Genomic DNA, 19,310 nt, shown 5'->3' on the forward strand with positions numbered 1-19,310 from the left:
GGAGTCAGGCCATGCACCCGAGACCTTCCCGCCGCTCCGCGCTGCGCACCGGCGGTCTGCTCGCGGCAGGCGCGCTGCTTCCCCAACTGCCCGCGGCCGCGGGGTCCGCATACGCGGCCGCCCCGTACACCGGGGCGTGGAGCCCGGTGCCGAAGATCCTGGCCCGGATCAGGCCGCCCGCCTTCCCCCGCCGGACCTTCGCCATCACCGATTACGGCGCGGTCGGCGACGGGCGGACGATGAACACCGAGGCATTCCGGGCCGCCATCGCTGCCTGCCACCGCGCCGGTGGCGGCCATGTCCTCGTCCCCGAAGGGCGCTTCCTCACCGGCGCGATCCATCTGCGCAGCGGCGTGGACCTGCACGTCACCGAGGGCGCCACCATCGCGTTCAGCCCCGATCCGCGCGACTTCCTGCCGGTGGTGTTCACCCGCTGGGAGGGCACCGAGTGCTACAACTACTCGCCCTTCATCTACGCCTACGGTGAGCGCAACGTCGCCGTCACCGGTCCCGGCACACTCGACGGGCAGGCGCGGCTCGGGCCGTGGGAGAGCTGGTACCGCACCAGCGGACTGCAGGGTCCCGACCAGAGCCTGCTGCGCCAGATGGGCTCCACCGGGGTGCCGGTGGCCGAGCGTGTCTTCGGCGACGGCCACTATCTGCGGCCGAAGATGGTGCAGTTCTACCGCTGCCGCAATGTCCTGGTCAGCGGCCTGACCATCGTCGACCCGCCGATGTGGACCGTGCACCCGGTGCTGTCGCACAACGTCACCGTGCGCGATGTGACCGTCGACAGCACGCTCTACAACACCGACGGATGCGATCCGGAGTGCTGCTCCGACGTGCTCATCACCGGCTGTCGTTTCAACACCAACGACGACTGCGTCGCCGTCAAGTCCGGCCGCGACGAGGACGGCCACCGCGTCGGCGTGCCGAGCCGGAACATCGTCGTACGCGACTGCCGGTTCTCCGGCCGCTGGGGCGGGATGACGGTCGGCAGCGAGATGTCCGGCGGGGTGCGCGATGTCTTCGCCGAGAACTGTGAGATCAACTCGCCGGATTTTCTCGGCCGCTACCCCGTCAAGCACGCGCTGTACGTCAAGGCGAGCAAGAAGCGCGGTGGCTATATCGACGGGGTGCACATCCGGAACTTCACCGGGCAGAACGTCGAGCGCGATGTGGTGTTCGTGAACATGAACTACAACGGTGGCGAGGGCGGGACACAGCCGGTGGCCGTGCGGAACATCCGCATGGACCGGATGGAGATCGACGGTGCCCGCGCCGTGCTGCAACTGGTCGGCCTGGAGACCGACCATCTGCGGGGCGTCAGCCTCTCCCGTTCCACCTTCACGGGCATCCTCAGCCCCGACAGCATCGCCTACACCGACGAACTGACCTTCCGGCGGGTCTACGTCAACGGCCAGGAACTTCCGTTCCCAAGGCGTTAGCGGGTGGCGTCCACTGGACGCGCGTACCGCACAGGGACACCACGGCCGCCGAAGCGGCCACGACGCCCAGGCCCCACACCAGACTGCTGGAGTTCGCCACGAATCCGATGATCGGGGGCCCGGCCAGCAGGCCCGTCGTGCCCATGGCGGCGACCAGGGCCAGAGCGTCCGGGCCCTGCTTCGCCGCGGCGACATAGACGCAAGGGGTCACGGCCGCGATGCCGAGGCCGACGCAGGAGAACCCGATCAGGGCCGGAACCACACCGCCGCTCAGCAGGGCGAGGGCCAGCCCCGTCCCGGCCAGGGCGCTGCCGAGGACGACGACCCGCCCATCGCCCCAGCGGGCGCGCCAGCCGTCCGCGAAGAGCCGGGCCAGGACCATCATGCCCGAGACGACGGCGATCCCCAGGGGTGCCAGCTGTGCCGACGCCTTGACGACATCCGTCATATAGAGGGCCGACCAGTCGTTGATGGCACCCTCGGTGACGGTGCCGAAGACCATGGCGCAGCACATCCACAGCGTCATACGGGTCGGCAGGGACCACCCGCTGCGGCTCTTCGTCTCGTCCCGCTTCTCCTCGGCGGCCTCGTCCTCCGCCAGCAGCCCGGTGCGGGCGTAGCCGAACAGGAGCAGCAGGACGACGGCGGCCACGCCGAAGTGCACGGCGACCGTCGAGGTCATCGCGTTCACACCGGAGGCCAGGAGGGCGGCGAGCAGCGAGCCGCCGCTGAACGTCGCGTGCAGTTTGGCCATGGCGTTGCGCTTGTGCCGGACTTCGAGCGCGGCGCCCTGTGCGTTCATGGCGACGTTCAGACAGCCCACGAGCACCCCGTCGCAGCACACGACCGCCAGGGCGACCGGATAGTTCGGCGCCATGGCCAGGGCGATGAGCACCAGCGTCAAGCCCAGGGCCGACAGCAGCCCGAGGCGCTGTGAGCCCAGCCGCCTCATCAGCACCGACACAAGAGGGAACGACACACTCGCGCCGATCCCCGCGGCCATCAGCAGAAAGCCCACCTCCGCGGCCGTCAGGCCGAGATCGGCCTTGAGGGCGGGGATGCGCGAGGCCCAGGTGGCGTACTGGAAACCGAGCGAGCAGAACAGCGCGGCGATCGCCAGTTGGCTCCGGTGGAAGGGATCTCGGACCCGCGGTATGTGGATCAAACCTGCTCCTTCTGCGATGACGCGCCAGGAGATGACGCGCCATGAGCGGACACGCCGGACGGCACCGCCCTCGACATGTAGATGACGTCCGGGCCGTAGCCGTCCGGGGGGACGACCTCCTGGTGGGCGGTGAAGCCACGCGCCGACCAGTACGTCGCGCTGCCCCCGACGGCGACCAGCGAGATCTGCTCGTATCCGTGTGCCCTGGCGGACGCGGTGAGGTGGCGCAGCAGGCGCCGTCCCAGCCCCCTGCGCCGGAAGTTCTCCGCGATGACCAGGTCGTGCAGATGCAGATTGGTGGACGGGTACGCGGTCTCCTCGGGCCGTTCCAGGTCCGGGTACCGGTACATCGGATAGGGCAGCGCCAGCGCATAGCCCACCAGCCGAGGGCCCACCTCCAGCGCGCGGCACGTGGCGGGCGATACGCGCGCGCGGGATTCGAGCGCCACCCGTCCCTCGGACAGCCCGAGACCGGTGTAGGTGTGGGACTCCAGTGCCGCGATGCCGTCCCAGTCGTCCTCTGCGATATGGCGGATGCGCACCTCGTCGTTCATCCGTCACACGCCTTCCCGGACCTGCCTGCGGGGTTGGCGTCGACGCAGGTGTACGGGAGCGGGCCGAAGCCGTTGAAGCCCTGGGTCGTATAGCTGATCGCATACGCACCACAGGACAGCACCCAGACCGGGTCGCCCGACGCCAGGGCTTCGGGCACCTGGACCAGACCGTGCTCATGGGAGTAGGCGTCGTCGCTGTCGCAGGTGGGTCCGGCCACGACGGCGGGCACCCGGCGGGTGCCGGGGCCGTCGTGGGTGGGGAAGACGAGTGGGTACTGCAACTCGTCCATCTCGTACAGGCCGTTGAACTTCCCACAGCTCAGATACAGCCAGTACTGGCGCCGCCCGTCGGGGCCCCGCCGCGCGGACAGCCGGGACACATGTGCCCGGATGGCTCCCTGTCCGGCGACGAGGTAGCGGCCCGGCTCCACGATGAAGTCGAGGTGGTGTCCGCCGATGGTGCGCAGGTGGGCCATGCCCTCCCGGATGACGGCGAACAACTTGTCGATCGGGGGATCGAGCGGTCTGCCGTGTTTGTCGAGATATCCCGGGACGGGAAGGCCGCCACCGAGGTTGATGTGGTCCAGGGCGATCCCGTGGCGGTCCAGGGTGGCCAGGACGTCCGCGAGGCGTTCGAAGGCGTCGCGCCAGGCCTCGGGTGTCATCTGCTGCGAGCCGACGTGTACGGAGAGTCCGGAGGGCACCAGACCCAGCTTCCGCGCCGTTTCCAGGATGGTCACCGCGTCGGCGGTCGAGCATCCGTACTTGTCGCTCAGCGCCCAGAGCGCTCCTCGTGTGTCGGTGGTGAGTCTGCAGAACACCCGGGCGCCGGGGGCGTGTTCGGCGATGGCTGTTACGTCCTCCAGGCTGTCGGTCGCGAAGTCCCTGATGCCGAGCCGGTGGGCGTCGGCGATGTTCCGGTCGGACTTCACGGTGTTCCCGTAGTGCACTCTGCTGATCGGCACACCCGCCCGCAGCGCCTGTTCCAGCTCCGGGACGCTCGCCGCGTCGACCCCGGCGCCCGCCCCGGCCAGCCGGGTCAGCACCTCGTCGACCGGGCATGCCTTCATCGCGAAGCGGACGGCTACCCCGGGCAACTCCCGGAGCAGGGACTCGTACCGCTCCTCGATCCCGGTGAGGTCGAAGACGATCCGGTCGTCGGTGGTGGCCGCGAGCGCGGCGGACAAGCGTATGCCCACTGCAGGCTCTGTGCCTGCGATGCCCTCGTGCGTCATTGTGACCTTCGCCCCGGACGTTCCGGAGCCTGCGAGAGGGCGGTGTCGCGGGCCGCCCGTACCAGCGCCTCCCACGCCTCGACCAGCAGGGCGAAGTCGGCGATGTCGCTCGCCGCCTCGTCGAGCAGACGCTCGCGGCGCGACGCCAGCAAGGCGGCGAAGGTGGCGTATCTGCCGCCGAGTTTCCGGTACGCGGCCTCGATGGTGTCGAGGCGCTGGACGTTCTCCGCCTGGTCGAGCAGGGTGCTCTTCCTGGCCAGCTCGGCGATGGCGGACGCCCGAACCTGTCCTTGGTCGTCGAGGAGCGCTTCGCCGGCCTCGGCCATCTCGTCGTAGAGGAAGTTGAAGTAGAGCATCGACAGGAAGAACTTGGCGAACCGCAGCTGGTAGGCCATGAACCCCGGGTCGGTGCGGCGTTCCCCGGTGTAGAAGTTCACGATGTGGCGGTTGTGCAGTACGCCGGGCAGCGCGGCGGCATGGACCAGGTGGATGAGGAAGTAGTCGCTGCCGATGGTGTCGGTGGCGGGCGGCAGCGGCACTCGTTCATGCACCTGGTGGAAGCTGATGTTGCACATGTCCACATGCATGGGGTCGACGACGGTCAAGGTCGTCCGGTCGCCGGTGAACGGGCCGGTCCTGGGCCCCTGGAAGGACTCCTCGACGAGTTCCCGCTTCTGCTCGTCCGACCAGTGGCCGGGCGCCCACAGGCCGACCACGTCGTAGTAGACCTCCGGATCGAGCCGACGGATCTCGTCGATGTCCACGGACAGCTCGCCCAGGAAGGAGCCGGCCACCATCGCCACCCGCTTGTGGGTGTTCTCGGGAGCGAGCGCCGTCTCACCGACACCGTGCGCCGCGTCGGCCGCGCGCTTGCCGAGCGACAGGAGCTCCTGGTGGACGGGGAACACGGTCTCGCCGCGCAGCACCTGGTAGCGGCTGTCGGAGTCCCTGCGGTGGACGGATTCGCATCCGAGGGCCACGGCGATCAGGAACGCGCGGTTGGTGCAGGCGCCGTAGGAGAGCCCGGCCGGAAGCATGAGGTCGAGCAGCAGCTCATGCTTGGTGTGCTCGGTCCGGTGAATCACCCGGCGCAGGAAGTCGCGCTGATCCGCCTCGTCGAGGTGGTGGACGACGACCCGCGGCACCCCGTGCGCGGAGTGCAGGGCCCGTGCGTGTTCCCGATACGCGTCGGAGGAGTCCAGGACGAGCAGATGCACCTCGACGTCGAAGTGCGCGGCCGCGTAGGCGGCTTCCTCACCGATGGCGGTGACCATCGCGGGGCACGCCCGGTTGGTGGGGAGTGTCAGGCAGATGCGTCGCACGCTACTTCCTCGCCGCTTCGCTCGCCTTGGTTGATGTCCGTCCCGTCCCACGAGGTGAGTCCGAGCAGCTTGGCGCCCAGATCGTCCAGCGTGGCGGTGCCGTACCTGAGGGCTTCGGGTTTGTCGGCGTCGCCGAGCAGGGTGCCGTTCCAGGTCGGCGTGGTGAGGTGGCGCCATGACTCGACTCGCGAACGCCGCAGCTCCTCGTGGGATTCGAGGGCGGGCATCATCGCGAGGTACTGGACCGCCCGCACACCGTTCTGCGAAGTGTTGGGCGCCACTCCATGGGCCAGCAGCCCGTTCCAGATGAGCAGGTCCCCGGCCTCGAGTTGCGGCCGTACGACGGGCATCTCGGCCCGGTCGATCTTGGGCCGGATCGGATCGCGGTCGGCCGGCTGGAGCGCCCGCCACTGGTCGAACCGGTGGAACAACTCGGGGCAGCACTGGAAGCCGCCGAGCTCCGGTTCGGTGTCATGGAGGGCGATGATGCCCTGGACCCGCTGCGGCAGCACACTGAGGGTGGTGTCGACATCCCAGTGGAGTGTGATGTCGAACCCCCGCTCCGTGGGGGCGATCAGTGCCCGGTCGCGGTTCTTGACGTTCGGCGGGTTCAGGTTCAGCCGGTCCAGGCTGACCCACAGCTCCTCGCAGTCCCATACGTCCACGAACGCGTCGTAGACCCGCTGCGTCTGGCGGCTGTCCCAGATGAGCTGGTGGTGGTACGCCTCGACGAACCCGTAGATGTGCAGCTCACGGTCCAGGTCGGACCGCCACTCGCGGTCCTGGTACCAGGTGTCCGGGCGGTCGGGGTCGAGCCCCTGGAAGTCCCAGGTGAAGTCCAGTAACGCGCGCGCCGCCGAGGCGGGAATCGCCTGCTTCACCACGACGTAGCCGTAGGTCTGCCAGAAGGCGAAGTCGTCCTCGGACAACACGCGCAGCCGGCGGGTCTTGGTGAGGTCCCGCAGCTGGGTCCGGGCGAGGTAGGTCTCGCCGTCCGAGCTGAAGTAGGGGACGTCCGAGGGGGACCGAAACAAGTAATGGTCGGGCTTTGGCATGCAGTGCTCCAAAACGTGCCGGGGCGTAGTGTTCACTGCGCTCCGTGAGGTACTGACGCCTTCATAAAAATGGACTAGACCATATACGTTGTCAACAAGGGAATTCCCTAGGCCTGTTGACAGCGGGCCCCGGCGGTCCGCGCCTTGACACCGGCGATTCAGCTGGGCGAGTATCCGTTGGTCTGTACCAAAGATCATCGATGTTGTGGGCGGCGTCGGTGTTGTCGGTGTGTTGGCGTTCTCCGAAAGGCGTGGTCGATGTCCACCAGCAAGCCCGGCACGGACCTGCGACGACTCGCGCTCTCCGTCCTGCAACCGGGGTTCGTGGGCACGGAGGCGCCGGAGTGGATCCTGCGTGACATCGGTAACGGCCTGGCCTCCGTCGTGATCTTTTCGCGCAATATCGAATCCCCGGACCAGCTCGCCCGGCTGACCGCGCAACTCCGCGCCGAGAACCCGTCGTTGATCGTAGCGATCGACGAGGAGGCCGGTGATGTCACCCGGATCGAGTCCGCCACCGGCTCCACCCGCCCCGGCAACCTCGCCCTCGGGACGGTGGACGACACCGAGCTGACCGAGTCCGTCGCCGCCGACTTGGGCCGCCAACTGCGTGGAGCGGGCATCAGCCTCAACTTCGCGCCCACCGTGGACGTCAACTCCAACCCGGACAACCCCATCATCGGGGTCAGGTCCTTCGGGGCGGACGCCAAAACGGTGTCCCGGCACGCCGCCGCGTGGATCAAAGGACTCCAGTCGGCCGGGGTCGCCGCCTGCGCCAAACACTTCCCCGGCCATGGGGACGTCGCCGTCGACTCCCACCACGGCCTGCCCAGTTACGACGCCGACCTCGACCGGATCGCCGCCCAGGCCCTGCCGCCGTTCCGCGCCGCACTGGACGCGGGGGTCCGCGCGGTCATGAGCGGCCACCTCCTGGTGCCCGCCTACGACCCGGACCTGCCCGCCACCCTCAGCCGCCGAATCCTCGACGGGTTGCTGCGCCAGGAGCTCGGATTCGACGGGCTGATCGTCACCGACGCCATCGAGATGGGGGCCGTCGCCGACCGCTACGGGATCGACGGGGCCACGGTGCATGCTCTCGCCGCCGGGGCCGACGCCATCTGCGTCGGCGGGGAGAGCGCCGAGGAGGCCACCGCGCAACTGCTCGCCACCGCCCTCGTCGATGCCGTGGCCGCCGGGGAACTCGCCGAGGAGCGGCTGGCGGAGGCGTCGGAGCGGGTCCGGGCGTTCGCCGAGTGGTCGACGGAGCTGGGCCGGTCCGCCCCGGCCGGTGCGGTCGACGCTGCCATCGGCTTCGTCGCCGCCCGCCGGGCCATCCGTATGACCGGCTCCGTGGCGGAGTCGCTGCCCCTGGCCGCGCCGCCGCATGTGGTGGAGCTGGTGCCCGCCACCAACCTGGCCATCGGCAAAGAGACCCCCTGGGGCGTCGCCGCACCGCTGAGCGAGCGACTTCCTGGCACGACCTCGGTCCGGATCCACCCGCAGGAGTTGCGGACGCGGGCCGCCACTCTGGAGGCGTCCGCGCTGACCCCAGCCTCCGGACGCCCGCTGGTGGTCGTCGTCAGGGACGCCTCGCGGCACCCGTGGATGGGCGGCGCCCTGGCGGACCTCGTCACCGCGCGCCCGGACGCGATCGTCGTGGAGATGGGCCTGCCGGGCGCCACCGCCCCCGGCGCGGTGCACATCTCCACTCATGGCGCGACCACGGCGTCCGGGGTGGCCGCGGCGGAGGTCCTGGCGGGGACGAGGTAGGGCCCCGCGCGCCACGGCCCGTACGCGGGCGCTACGACGACTTGCCCCGGGCCGATGTGTTGATGAGCTCGTCGGCGACCCACCGCGCCGCGTTGACGGGGTAGGGCGTCGACAGTCCGAGGACGATGTGTCCGAAGCCGGCGTCGATCGCCTCGTCGATCGCGTCCCGGGTGGCGCCGGGCCGGTCGTACGAGACGGACAGGTGGATCGAGCGGGTGATCGAGGCGGGGTCGCGACCGATCTCGGCGCAGTAGCGGTCCAGCAGCGCACTGCGCTTGACGACGTCGTCGATGTCGCCGCCGGGGATGTTCCACATGTCGGCGTGTTCGGCGACCACGCGCAGTGTCGAGGCCGCGCGTCCGCCGATGAGGATCGGCGGATGGGGGCGCTGGACGGGTTTGGGGTTGCCGAACGCCCCGGTGAGCTGGTGGTAGGTGCCGTCGAAGTCGAACGGCTCCTCCTCGGTCCACAGCCGCCGGATCACCGTACAGGCTTCGGCGAGGCTCCCCACGGCGTGCGCGGTGTCATGGAAGGGCAGGCCGTGTGCCGCGTACTCACGGTGGGCCGCGGGAGGGCTGGGGCGTGAGCCGACGCCGATGCCGAAGTCGAGCCGTCCGCCGGAGACGATGTCGACGGTCGTGGCGATCTTGGCCAGCATCGCGGGCGGCCGGAACCGGTTGCTGGTCACCAGCAGGCCGAGCCGCAGCCGACGGGTCTGGGCGGCGAGGGCCGAGAGCAGTGTCCAGCCTTCGTACGTCGGTCCGTTCGGGTCGCCGCCGATCGGCATGAGGTGATCGAACAACCAGGCGTGCTCGATCTCCGGGATGGTGTCCGCCTCGCGCCAGACCCGCAGGACGTCGTGGTAGTCGACCTGCATGGGGGCGGTCATGATGCCGAAACGGGGCCGGGGTGTGTGCGGCATGGAGCTGTTGATCCTTTCCGTACGGTCAGCGGCGCCGCAGCGACGGGTCGAGCAGCGCGGGCGGAGTGTCGTGCTTCTCGTGCGCGGCCAGGTCGACACCGGGCGCGACGATCGCGTCGATGGCGTCGAGCACATCGGCCGAGAGCACGGTGTCGGCGGCGGCGAGTTGCGTGTGCAGATGGTCCAGGGTGCGGGGGCCGATGAGCGCGCTGGTCACGGCGGGATGCGCGGTCACGAATCCGAGCGCGAGCTGGATCATGGTCAGACCGGCCTCGTCGGCGACTTCGGCCAGCCGCTCGACGGCGTCGAGCCTGGCCCGGTTGGCGGGGATGGCGGTGTCGAAGCGTTCCGGCATGAACGTCGAGCGGCTGGTGGTGATCTCCCGGCCCTCGCGGATCGCGCCCGACAGCCAGCCCGTGGCCAGCGGGCTCCACACCAGCACACCGAGCCCGTACTGCTCGGTCACGGGCAGCACATGGCTCTCGATACCGCGCTGCAGGATCGAGTAGCTGGGCTGCTCGGTGACATAGCGGCTCAGGTGGTGCTCACGGGCGGCCCACTGGGCCTGCACGATGCGGTATGCGGGAAACGTCGAGGAGCCGAAGTGGCGGATCTTTCCGGCACGCTGGAGGTCGGTCAGCGCCGACAGCGTCTCCTCGTCGCTGGTGTTCGGGTCCCAGCGGTGGATCTGGTAGAGATCGACGTGGTCGACACCGAGTCGGCGCAGGCTGTTGTCCAGCTCGGTGACCAGCCAGCGGCGCGAACTGCCCCGATGGTTGCGCTCGTCGCTCATCGGCATGCCGGCCTTCGTGGCCAGCACGATGTCGTCGCGGCGGCCGGCGATGGCTTTGCCGACCATCTCCTCCGATTCGCCCGCGCTGTACATATCGGCGGTGTCGATGAGGTTGATCCCGCCTTCGAGAGCGGCATCGACGATGGCGGTGGCCTCGTCCTGGGTGGTGCGCCCGATCCTGCCGAAGTTCATGGCGCCGAGCGCGAGAGAGCTGACCTGCACACCGGTGCGGCCCAAGGTGCGGTACTGCATGACTGTGTTCCTCCACTGCGGATGAAGCGTGGCGGTATCGCGTGATGACAATGCGTGGTTTGGCTGCCGGGTCCCTGCTCTGGCATCATGAGCAAGCGGAACCTCGTTCCGGAAAAGACGATACGGAACGTTGTTCCGCTTGGCAAGCCCGACCAGGTCATGGCTCGGCAGCGGTTTGGCGGTGGAGGGAGCGGTGCGGTGAACGACAGCGACGAGGGTGCGGGACGCGCGGCCCGGTCCAAGCGGGCGGACGCCCGGCGCAACCAGGAGACCCTGCTCGACGCGGCCGCCTCGGTCTTCGTCGCGTCAGGAGTGGAAGCGCCGGTACGCGACATCGCGGCGAAGGCCGGCGTCGGGGTGGGCACGATCTACCGCCACTTCCCGACGCGAGCGGATCTGATCATCGCCGTCTACCGGCACCAGGTCGAGGCATGCGCCGAGGCCGGTCCGGCCCTGCTGGCGAGCAGCGCGACTCCGCATGCCGCGCTGGGGCAGTGGATCAACCTCTTCGTCGATTTCCTGGTCACCAAGCACGGACTCGCCGCCGTGCTGCAGTCCGACAACGCCGGCTTCGAGACGCTGCACGCCTACTTCCTCGACCGCCTCGTGCCCGTGTGCACCCAGCTGCTCGACGCCGCGGTCGATGCCGGCGAGATCCGATCCGACGTGGCGGCCATCCAGCTCATGCGCGGCGTCGGAAACCTCTGCATCGGCGCCGAGCACAATCCCGACTACGACGCACGACGACTGGTCGAACTCCTCATCGCGGGACTACGCCTGCCGCCTGGGTGACTCAGGCGGTGCCGGGCGCCGCCACCGTCAACGCGTAGTCCACCGCGACCGTGAAGTCCGCCGACCTGCCCCGGATTTTCAGCGTGTGCTTCCCGGCCTTGAGCGCGGGCAACTGAACCCACAGCCCGCATCCCGTCCCGCTGAAGCGGCCGCTCGAATCGGTCACGGGGTTCCCGGGCGCGGCCGTCACCGTGATCGTCGTCCCGGGGTAGCGATCCGGGCTGATGTCCCGGCCGTCCAGGCTCGCCGTACCCGAGGCCGTTTCCATGAAGTCGGCGCAGTCCGCTGAGCCGCCCACGAGGTTGATGAGGGGAAAGGCGACGGGGCGGCCACTTGGCACGGTGCAGGCCCGTTCGACCTGCCCGCCGAAGGTCCCGGCCAGAAACCACACGTCGTCCGGCTGGTTACGGTGGCACGACCGCCCGTCCTCGTCGGCGACCGGGTTCGTCGATGCCTCTTCCGACGCCGCCCATGTCCACCACCGTCCCTGAAGGTCCGCGGGGGAGAGCCGGTTGGCGGCCGGTGCCGAGGGTGAGGAAGCCGAGGGCGACGGTGCCGATGGGGAGGGCGCCGCTGACGTCCGCTGCGGTTCCGATGGCCGGTCCGACTCCGCGGCCCGCGATCCGCCGTCGTCCCCTCCGCCGCATCCGGCGACCGCGACCACCGCTGCGGCGGCGATCCCTATCCATCCCGTCCGGCTGCTCATTTCCCCGCTCCTCTCAGGCATCGGACACGATATATCCCGGCGTGTCGGCGCACGGAGTGGCATCGCTGTCTGTCCAGAGCGGGCCATCCGTGCGATCGTCTGATGGATCGTCTGAAGCGTCAGGCGCCCAGGTGAACGGTGGCCGAGTGCGCCGCTCCCGGGCGCTGTACCCCCGGTGTCCTTCCATTCCCAGGGAGTGCAACTCATGTCCTTCGCACGACAGACGAACACACCACAGACGAACGCATCAGAGACGCGCGCATCAGAGACGAGCGCACCGCGGACAAACGCACCGCGGACAAATGACTACACCCGCCGCGGTGTTCTGCGGACCGGCGCCGGTGTCGCCGCCGGCGCGGTGGCCGCCGGCACGGTGGCTCCGGCCGACGCGGCCGCCGCCACCCCGCGGGACCAGGCGCGGCCCGAGCCCTGGCGGCTGTGGTACCGCGGGCCGGCCCAGGAGTGGCTGGAGGCGCTGCCGGTGGGCTGTGGCCGGCTGGGCGCCATGGTGTTCGGCGGGGTGACCGTCGAGCGACTGCAGCTGAACGAGGACAGCGTGTGGGGCGGCGGCCCGCACGACTACGACCCGCCGGGCGCGCTGGACGTGCTGCCGGAGATCAGACGGCTGGTGTTCGCCGACGAGTGGGGCGCGGCGCAGCGGCTGGCCGACTCGTCGTTCATGGGCGTCCCGAGCGAGCAGGCGCCGTACCAGCCGGTGGGCGATCTGCGGCTGGCGTTTCCGGGTGCGGGGGAGTACACGGACTACCGCCGGGAGCTGGACCTCACCACGGCGATCGCGTCGGTGACGTACACCAGCGATGGAGTGCGGCACACCCGTGAGGTGTTCGCCAGCCTGCCCGACCAGGTCATCGTGGTGCGGCTGAGCGCCGATCGGCGGGCCTCGGTCTCGTTCGAGGCGGAGTTCTCCAGCCCGCAGCAGAGCACCACGGGTTCCGTGGGCGCCGCCACGATCCGGCTCGACGGCATCAGCGCCGCCTGGCAGGGACGCCCGGGCGAGGTGCGCTTCCAGGCCCTGGCCCGGGCCGAGGCCGACGGCGGAACGGTGCGTACCGACGGGGGTCGGCTGATCGTCGAAGGCGCCGACGCCGTGACGCTCCTGATCTCCATGGGCACGAGTTACCGCGGCTACGACGACGTGGCCGGCGATTCCGGCGCCGCCGCCGGGCGCCATCTCCAGCGCGCCTCGGCCCGGCCGTACCGCGCGCTGCGCGAGGCGCACATCAAGGACTACGGGGCGCTGTTCCGCCGCGTCGACCTCGACCTCGGTACGTCCGAGGCGGCCTTGCTGCCGACCGACGAACGCATCGCCCGCCGACAGCTGGACACCGATCCGCAGCTGGCTGCCCTGTACTTCCAGTACGGTCGCTATCTGCTGATCTCCAGCTCGCGCACTCCGGGGCACGCCGCCAATCTCCAGGGCATCTGGAACGACAGCCTCACACCGGCCTGGGAGTCGAAGTACACGCTCAACATCAACTGCGAGATGAACTACTGGCCCGCCGGGCCGACCAACCTGGTGGAGTGCTGGGATCCGCTTTTCGACCTGATCCACGACCTGTCCGAGACCGGGGCGCGCACGGCGCGTCAGATGTACGGCGCCAAGGGCTGGGTGGCGCACCACAACACCGACGGCTGGCGCGGCACCGCACCGGTCGACTTCGCCTTCTACGGCGTGTGGCCCACGGGTGGCGCCTGGCTGGCGGGCATCATCTGGGAGCGCTATCTCTACACCGGCGACAGACACACCCTGCGACGGCACTACCCGCTGATGAGGGGCGCCGTCGAGTTCTTCCTCGACACGCTTCAGGAAGACCCCAGGACCGGCTGTCTGGTGACCAACCCCTCGCACTCTCCCGAGGTGGGCCACCACGAGGTCGACGGCGAGAACGTCAGCATGTGCGCCGGACCGACCATGGACATGCAGATCCTGCGGCAGCTGTTCACCGCCTTCGAGGGCGCGTCCGAGGCGCTGGGCGAGGACCCGAAGATGCGCCGTGCCGCCGTAACCGCCCGTGGCCGGCTCGCCCCGACCCAAGTCGGCTATCTCGGTCAGATCCAGGAGTGGCTGGAGGACTACGAGGGGGACGCCGCCCTCTCGCGCAGCCGGCATATCTCGCATCTATGGGGTCTGTTCCCGGGTGAGGAGATCAATCCGCGGACCCGTCCGCAACTCGCCGCGGCGGCCCGGCGCACGCTCGAACTGCGCGGTGAGGCCGGTGCGGGATGGTCGCTCGCCTGGAAGATCAACTTCTGGGCGCGGCTGCTCGACGCCGCCGAGGCGTACAAGCGGCTGGCCAACCTGCTGGTCCCGGCCCGCACCGCGCCCAACATGTTCGACCTCCACCCGCCGTTCCAGATCGACGGCAACTTCGGCGGGACCTCGGGGATCACCGAGATGCTGCTGCAGAGCCATTCGGGAGAGGTCGCGCTGCTGCCCGCCCTGCCCGAGGCATGGCCGGACGGCGCGGTGCGGGGGCTGCTGGCCCGCGGCGGGTTCACGGTCGACCTCGCGTGGCGCGATCATGCCCTGCACCGGGCCGAGATCCGGTCCACCGGCGGCCATGAACTGAGGCTGCGCACGCCGTCGCCGGTGACCGTCACCTCGGGCGGAAGGGCGGTGCGCGTCGACCAGCCCTGGCGGCCGGGCGCGGGCTTCACCGTCTTCGCCACCCGTCGAGGCGCCACCTACGACATCCGGCCCGCCACCGCCTGAACATTTCCGGCAACCTGGGAGGTCACCATGGCAGACCTGGCCAGGCGGCGGCTGTTCGGCCTCGGCGCACTGCTGACCAGCGGAATACCACTGCTGGGCAGCGCACCGAGCCGGGCTGCCGACCGTACGGAAGGACAGGGCACACCAGACCGGCATCGCGCTTCACTCGACCGGGACCTGGGCGAACGTGCCAGGAGGATCAGCGAGAGCGTCACTCGTCCGAGCTTCCCCGACGCATGGTTTCCGATCACCCGACACGGGGCCGTCGGCGACGGGGCGACCGACTGCACCGAGGCCATCGACCGGGCGATCAAGGACTGCCACGCGGCCGGCGGCGGCCATGTCCTGGTGCCCGAGGGGCGGTGGGCCACCGGGGCCATCCATCTGCTCAGCGGCGTCGATCTGCATATCGCCCGGGGCGCGACCCTGCTCTTCAGCACCGACCCGGCCGCCTATCTGCCCGTGGTCCGCACCCGCTGGCAGGGCGTCGAGCTCTACAACTACTCGCCGCTGATCCACGCTGACGGCCGGCACGACATCGCGGTGACGGGCCGGGGTGTCCTCGACGCACAGGGCGACAACCAGCACTGGTGGTTCTGGGTGGGCTCGGGGCAGTACGGATGGCAGCCGGGGATGCCCAACCAGCGGGCGGACTGGGCGGCGCTGGAGCGCATGGGCGTGGAAGGAGTGCCGGTCGAGGAGCGCGTCTTCGGCGCCGGCCACTATCTGCGCCCCAGTTTCATCCAGCCCCGCTCTTGCCGGAACGTCCTCATCGAAGGCGTCACGCTGCGCCACTCGCCGATGTGGAACATCCACCCCGTGCTGTGCCGCAATGTGACCGTGCAGGACGTCGTCGTGGAGAGCATGGGGCCCAACGGCGACGGCTGCGACCCCGACTCCTGCGAGAACGTGGTCATCAGACGGGTCACCTTCGCCACGCACGACGACTGCGTGGCCATCAAATCGGGCCGGGACCAGGACGGCTGGCGCGTCGGCGTCCCGTCCAGGAACGTGCTGATCGAGGACTGCCGCTACCTCGGTGGTGGCGCTGCGGTGGCCGTCGGCAGCGAGATGAGCGGGGGAGTGGAGAACGTGGTCGCCCGTCGGCTGCGGATCCCGTACGACAGCTCGCTCGACGAGCCCAGCGTCGCCTGGATCCTCAACGTCAAATCGACCTCGACGCGCGGCGGGTACATCAAAGACGTGCATGTCACCGATGTGGCCTGCCCGGCGTGGACCTATGTGCCCTTCGAGGTCACCTTTCAGTACATGGGGGGATCCGGGGGCGATCGTTACCCGGAGGTGTCGCGGCTGTCGGCGCGGAACTGGTCCGTCGGCGGCCCCTGTGAAACCCCCTTCCGGATCCGCGCCGTTCCCGCGGCCCCGGTGCGGACGGTGAGTCTGGACAGCCTCACCTTCCCCCGGCCCGCGAAGGATCCGCTGATCGAGAACGCGACCGGTGTCACCGTACGCAACGTACTGGTCGGGGGCAGCCCGTACCCGGCGGAGACGACGGAGCCGACACGAGCAAGGGAGGCAGGATGACAAAGCGACGATACGGCCTGGTCGGCACGGGGATGCGGGCCCGCCTCTACACCGATGCCATCACCGGCCCGCACCACGGTGTCGCCGAGTTGGTGGCGCTCTGCGACACCAACGAAGGGCGGATGCGGCACTACGCGGACCGCGTGGCGGCCGCCGGGGGCGGTACCCCGGCCCGCTACCACCCCGACGACCTGGCCCGGCTGGTCGACGAGGAGGGGGTGGAGCGCATCGTCGTCACCTCGCCCGATCACACCCACGCCGACATCGTGGTCCGCGCCCTCGAGGCGGGCACCGACGTCGTCGTCGAAAAGCCGCTGGCCATCGACGCGGACGGGGGCCGGGCCATCGCGCGCGCCGTCGAGCGTACGGGCCGCCGGGTGACCGTGACCCACAACTACCGCTACTCGCCCCGCAACAGCGCGCTCAAGCGGCTGGTGCACTCGGGCGCCATCGGCAGGCCCACGTCGGCGCACTTCGAGTGGGTGCTCGACACCCGGCACGGCGCCGACTACTTCCGGCGCTGGCACCGCGAGAAGGACCGCTCCGGAGGGCTGCTGGTGCACAAGGCCTCCCACCACTTCGACCTCGTCAACTGGTGGCTCGGCGACACCCCGGTCCGGGTGTACGCCAGCGGCGGGCTGTTCTTCTACGGCGCGGGCAACGCCCGTGACCGGGACCTCGGCCCCCGGCCCGCGCGCGGCAGCGCGGAGTCGGCCGCGGGCGACCCCTGGTGCCTGGACCTGCGCGGCGACCCGGCGCTCAAGTCGCTGTACCTCGACCAGGAGCACCGCGACGGCTATCTGCGCGACCGCGACGTCTTCGACGAGGGCATTTCGATCGAGGACAACCTGAGCGCCGTCGTCGACTACGCCGGCGGACCCACCCTCTCCTACTCCCTCAACGCCCATGCGCCGTGGGAGGGCTACCGCGTCTGCGTCAACGGCACGGAGGGCAGGGCCGAACTGTCCGTCGTCGAGCGGGCCGCGGTACACCCCGTGGCGGACGCGGTGGACCCCAGCACCGTCGACGAGCGGGGCGGGCGCGCCGCCGCGGTGCGCGCGCCCGGTGAGCGGCTGGTGGTGCAGCGCCATTGGGAGGACGCCCGGGAGGTGACGATCCCGCGGGGCGAGGGGGCCCATGGCGGCGGCGATATCCGGATGCTCCGGGAGATCTTCGTCGGCCCGGACGGTGAGGATCCGCTCGGTCACCAGGCGGGGTACCTCGACGGGCTGCGGGCCGTCGCGGTGGGCATGGCCGGCAATGTCTCGCTCGCGGAGCGGCGCGCGGTGGACATCGCGGACCTGCGGCTGGCCCTCGGCGGCGCATAGCTTCCGGCGGCGGATGACTTTCGGCGACGGGTAACTTTCGGCGACGGGTAACTTCCCCTGGTTCCTGGGGTGTTCAGCGCGCGGCCGTTGTGCTTCCATGCCTGGTATGCCACAGGCATGCCGGAGACGAGGAGCAGGTTCCATGAGAGCGTTCCGTCCGTTCGCAGCCCGGGTCCGTGCCCCGTCGCTCCGCCGCCGGAAACGCCTTGCGGTGCTCGTGGCCTTGCTGCTGTCGCTGGCCGCCGCCCCGTCCGTCGCCGCCCCGTCCGCCGATGCTCGCGCGCCGGCGGACGGGCGCCCCGCGGTCGCGCTGCAACCGCGGGGGCTGGGCCGAGCGGTGTGCGCTGACACCTCACTGCGGTTCACCTTCGGGACCGCCGTACGGTTGGGCGCCAAAGGGCGGCTGAGCGTCCACCAGGCGGACGGTGACCTCGCCGATGTCGTCGATCTCGCCGATCCGGAGACGTACCAGCGCTCCATCGGCGGCGCCCGGTCCGACTACGGCGAGGTGCACCGCTGGACCTATGAACCGGTGGTGGTGGACGGCCGTACCGCCTCCGTCCAACTGCACCGGCGGCTGGCCCCGGGCCAGGAGTACTACGTGACGGTGGAGCCCGGCTTCTTCGAGGGCTACCAGGGCATCGAATCCCCCGACACCTGGCGCTTCCGCACCCGGCGCGCCCCGGTGCCCGGGTCCTCCCGGCTGACCGTGAACGGCCGGGGCGGCGGCGGCGACTTCTGTACGGTGCAGGGCGCGGTCGACTCCGTACCGGAGGGCAACACCCGTCCGGTGCGGATCGACGTGGCGCCGGGGTTCTACCGGGAGATCGTGTACGTCGCCCAGTCCAGGCCGCATCTGACCGTGCGCGGTGCGGGGGCGCGCCGCACCGTCATCGGCTATCCGAACAACAGCGTCCTCAACGGCGACGCGGCGATGGCCGACGTACCGCCGGAGCAGAGCTACTGCCCGCGCCGGGTGCTTCCGTATCCCGACCGCCACAACTGCTGGCGCGCGGCCTTCGGCGTGGACGCGGACGACTTCCGGCTCCAGGACGCCACCGTCCACAACCTCACCCCGGAGGGGGGCTCCCAGGCCGAGGCGTTCCGGGGCAACGGCGACCGGATCGTGCTCGACCGAGTTCGCGTGCTCAGCTACCAGGACAGTCTGCGTCTGCAGGGGCGGGCCTTCGTGACCGACAGCTATGTCGAGGGCGATGTCGACTTCGTCTGGGGGACTGGCGGGGTCTTCATCCAGGACTCCGAGCTCAAGGCGCTCGACCGCGGCTACCTCAGCCAGGTCCGCAACGGCGAGGACGGCCCGGGCAATGTGTTCGTGAACACCCGGCTGACGCGCGCGGCTGGGGTGCCCGACGGAAGTGTGCTGCTGAGCCGCATCGACAGCCGCTTCCCTGGCAGCCAGGCGGTGTTCATCGACACCCGGATGGACTCCCATGTGGCGCCCGTGGGCTGGGGGCTGACTGGGTTCGACTGTTCGTCGGGCCAGAAGCTGCGGTTCCAGGAGTACGGCAGCGAGGACCTGGCGGGCCGGCCCGTCGACACCGCCGGGCGGCTGGCCTGTTCCCGTCAGCTCACCGCGGCCGAGGCCGAACGGTGGCGGGACCCCGCGGCGCTGCTGGACGGCTGGGACCCGCGCGACGCGAGCGATCAACGAGAGGGAAGGTGAGGGAC

The 19,310-nt window shown here is 70.1% G+C and carries 14 protein-coding genes and 1 pseudogene; 7 read left to right on the top strand and 8 right to left on the bottom strand.

Going from position 1 to position 19,310, the window contains the following annotated elements; genetic code table 11:
- The first annotated feature begins 11 nt into the window (after positions 1-11).
- The gene (locus ACH4U7_RS47980; protein ID WP_398534051.1) at positions 12-1,448 is read left to right on the top strand and encodes a glycoside hydrolase family 28 protein; all 1,437 of its coding nucleotides are present in this window, start codon (positions 12-14) and stop codon (positions 1,446-1,448) included.
- Here the strand turns inward: ACH4U7_RS47980 and ACH4U7_RS47985 are convergent.
- From ACH4U7_RS47985 to ACH4U7_RS48005, 5 genes and pseudogenes are all read right to left on the bottom strand, one after another.
- Complete coding sequence (locus tag ACH4U7_RS47985) at positions 1,414-2,808, bottom strand: MFS transporter (protein WP_398534123.1); 1,395 nt, start codon at positions 2,806-2,808, stop codon at positions 1,414-1,416. The two genes, ACH4U7_RS47980 and ACH4U7_RS47985, sit on opposite strands and share 35 nt — an antisense overlap.
- Positions 2,736-3,167: pseudogene (locus ACH4U7_RS47990) on the bottom strand (GNAT family N-acetyltransferase); the annotation flags it as partial. The pseudogene ACH4U7_RS47990 and the gene ACH4U7_RS47985, both read right to left, overlap by 73 nt.
- Complete coding sequence (locus tag ACH4U7_RS47995) at positions 3,164-4,402, bottom strand: type III PLP-dependent enzyme (RefSeq protein ID WP_398534052.1); 1,239 nt, start codon at positions 4,400-4,402, stop codon at positions 3,164-3,166. The gene ACH4U7_RS47995 and the pseudogene ACH4U7_RS47990, both read right to left, overlap by 4 nt.
- On the bottom strand, positions 4,399-5,724 hold the full coding sequence (locus ACH4U7_RS48000) for a DUF6271 family protein (protein WP_398534053.1): 1,326 nt from the start codon (positions 5,722-5,724) through the stop codon (positions 4,399-4,401). The genes ACH4U7_RS47995 and ACH4U7_RS48000 overlap by 4 nt, the downstream gene beginning before the upstream one ends.
- The gene (locus ACH4U7_RS48005) at positions 5,706-6,779 is read right to left on the bottom strand and encodes a phytanoyl-CoA dioxygenase family protein (RefSeq protein ID WP_398534054.1); all 1,074 of its coding nucleotides are present in this window, start codon (positions 6,777-6,779) and stop codon (positions 5,706-5,708) included. Before ACH4U7_RS48005 ends, ACH4U7_RS48000 begins: the two co-directional genes overlap by 19 nt.
- A gap of 258 nt (positions 6,780-7,037) precedes the next feature.
- Here ACH4U7_RS48005 and ACH4U7_RS48010 point away from each other — a divergent pair, with 258 nt between their 5' ends.
- On the top strand, positions 7,038-8,549 hold the full coding sequence (locus ACH4U7_RS48010) for a glycoside hydrolase family 3 protein (protein WP_398534055.1): 1,512 nt from the start codon (positions 7,038-7,040) through the stop codon (positions 8,547-8,549).
- Positions 8,550-8,580: 31 nt separating this feature from the next.
- Here the strand turns inward: ACH4U7_RS48010 and ACH4U7_RS48015 are convergent, their stop codons facing one another.
- Both ACH4U7_RS48015 and ACH4U7_RS48020 read right to left on the bottom strand, forming a co-directional pair.
- Positions 8,581-9,471: an LLM class flavin-dependent oxidoreductase gene (locus ACH4U7_RS48015; RefSeq protein ID WP_398534056.1), complete on the bottom strand. Its 891-nt coding sequence runs from the start codon at positions 9,469-9,471 to the stop codon at positions 8,581-8,583.
- Between the two features lie 25 nt (positions 9,472-9,496).
- Positions 9,497-10,516 (bottom strand): aldo/keto reductase, encoded by a 1,020-nt coding sequence (locus tag ACH4U7_RS48020; protein ID WP_398534057.1) that lies wholly within the window; start codon positions 10,514-10,516, stop codon positions 9,497-9,499.
- 198 nt (positions 10,517-10,714) lie between these two features.
- Here ACH4U7_RS48020 and ACH4U7_RS48025 point away from each other — a divergent pair, with 198 nt between their 5' ends.
- Positions 10,715-11,308: a TetR/AcrR family transcriptional regulator gene (locus ACH4U7_RS48025; protein WP_398534058.1), complete on the top strand. Its 594-nt coding sequence runs from the start codon at positions 10,715-10,717 to the stop codon at positions 11,306-11,308.
- Position 11,309: 1 nt separating this feature from the next.
- Here ACH4U7_RS48025 and ACH4U7_RS48030 read toward each other — a convergent pair whose 3' ends face one another.
- The gene (locus ACH4U7_RS48030; protein ID WP_398534059.1) at positions 11,310-12,014 is read right to left on the bottom strand and encodes a signal protein; all 705 of its coding nucleotides are present in this window, start codon (positions 12,012-12,014) and stop codon (positions 11,310-11,312) included.
- Between the two features lie 205 nt (positions 12,015-12,219).
- On the opposite strand from ACH4U7_RS48030, the gene ACH4U7_RS48035 reads away from it, so the two are divergent.
- From ACH4U7_RS48035 to ACH4U7_RS48050, 4 genes are all read left to right on the top strand, one after another.
- Positions 12,220-14,748: a glycosyl hydrolase family 95 catalytic domain-containing protein gene (locus ACH4U7_RS48035; protein ID WP_398534060.1), complete on the top strand. Its 2,529-nt coding sequence runs from the start codon at positions 12,220-12,222 to the stop codon at positions 14,746-14,748.
- A gap of 27 nt (positions 14,749-14,775) precedes the next feature.
- Positions 14,776-16,293: a glycoside hydrolase family 28 protein gene (locus ACH4U7_RS48040; protein ID WP_398534061.1), complete on the top strand. Its 1,518-nt coding sequence runs from the start codon at positions 14,776-14,778 to the stop codon at positions 16,291-16,293.
- Positions 16,290-17,621, top strand: coding sequence for a Gfo/Idh/MocA family protein (locus ACH4U7_RS48045; RefSeq protein ID WP_398534062.1), 1,332 nt, complete (start codon positions 16,290-16,292; stop codon positions 17,619-17,621). The genes ACH4U7_RS48040 and ACH4U7_RS48045 overlap by 4 nt, the downstream gene beginning before the upstream one ends.
- A 142-nt stretch (positions 17,622-17,763) precedes the next feature.
- The gene (locus ACH4U7_RS48050; RefSeq protein WP_398534063.1) at positions 17,764-19,305 is read left to right on the top strand and encodes a pectinesterase family protein; all 1,542 of its coding nucleotides are present in this window, start codon (positions 17,764-17,766) and stop codon (positions 19,303-19,305) included.
- The last annotated feature ends 5 nt before the right edge of the window (positions 19,306-19,310 follow it).

The organism is Streptomyces sp. NPDC020845, assembly GCF_044334165.1.
Classification (GTDB): domain Bacteria; phylum Actinomycetota; class Actinomycetes; order Streptomycetales; family Streptomycetaceae; genus Streptomyces.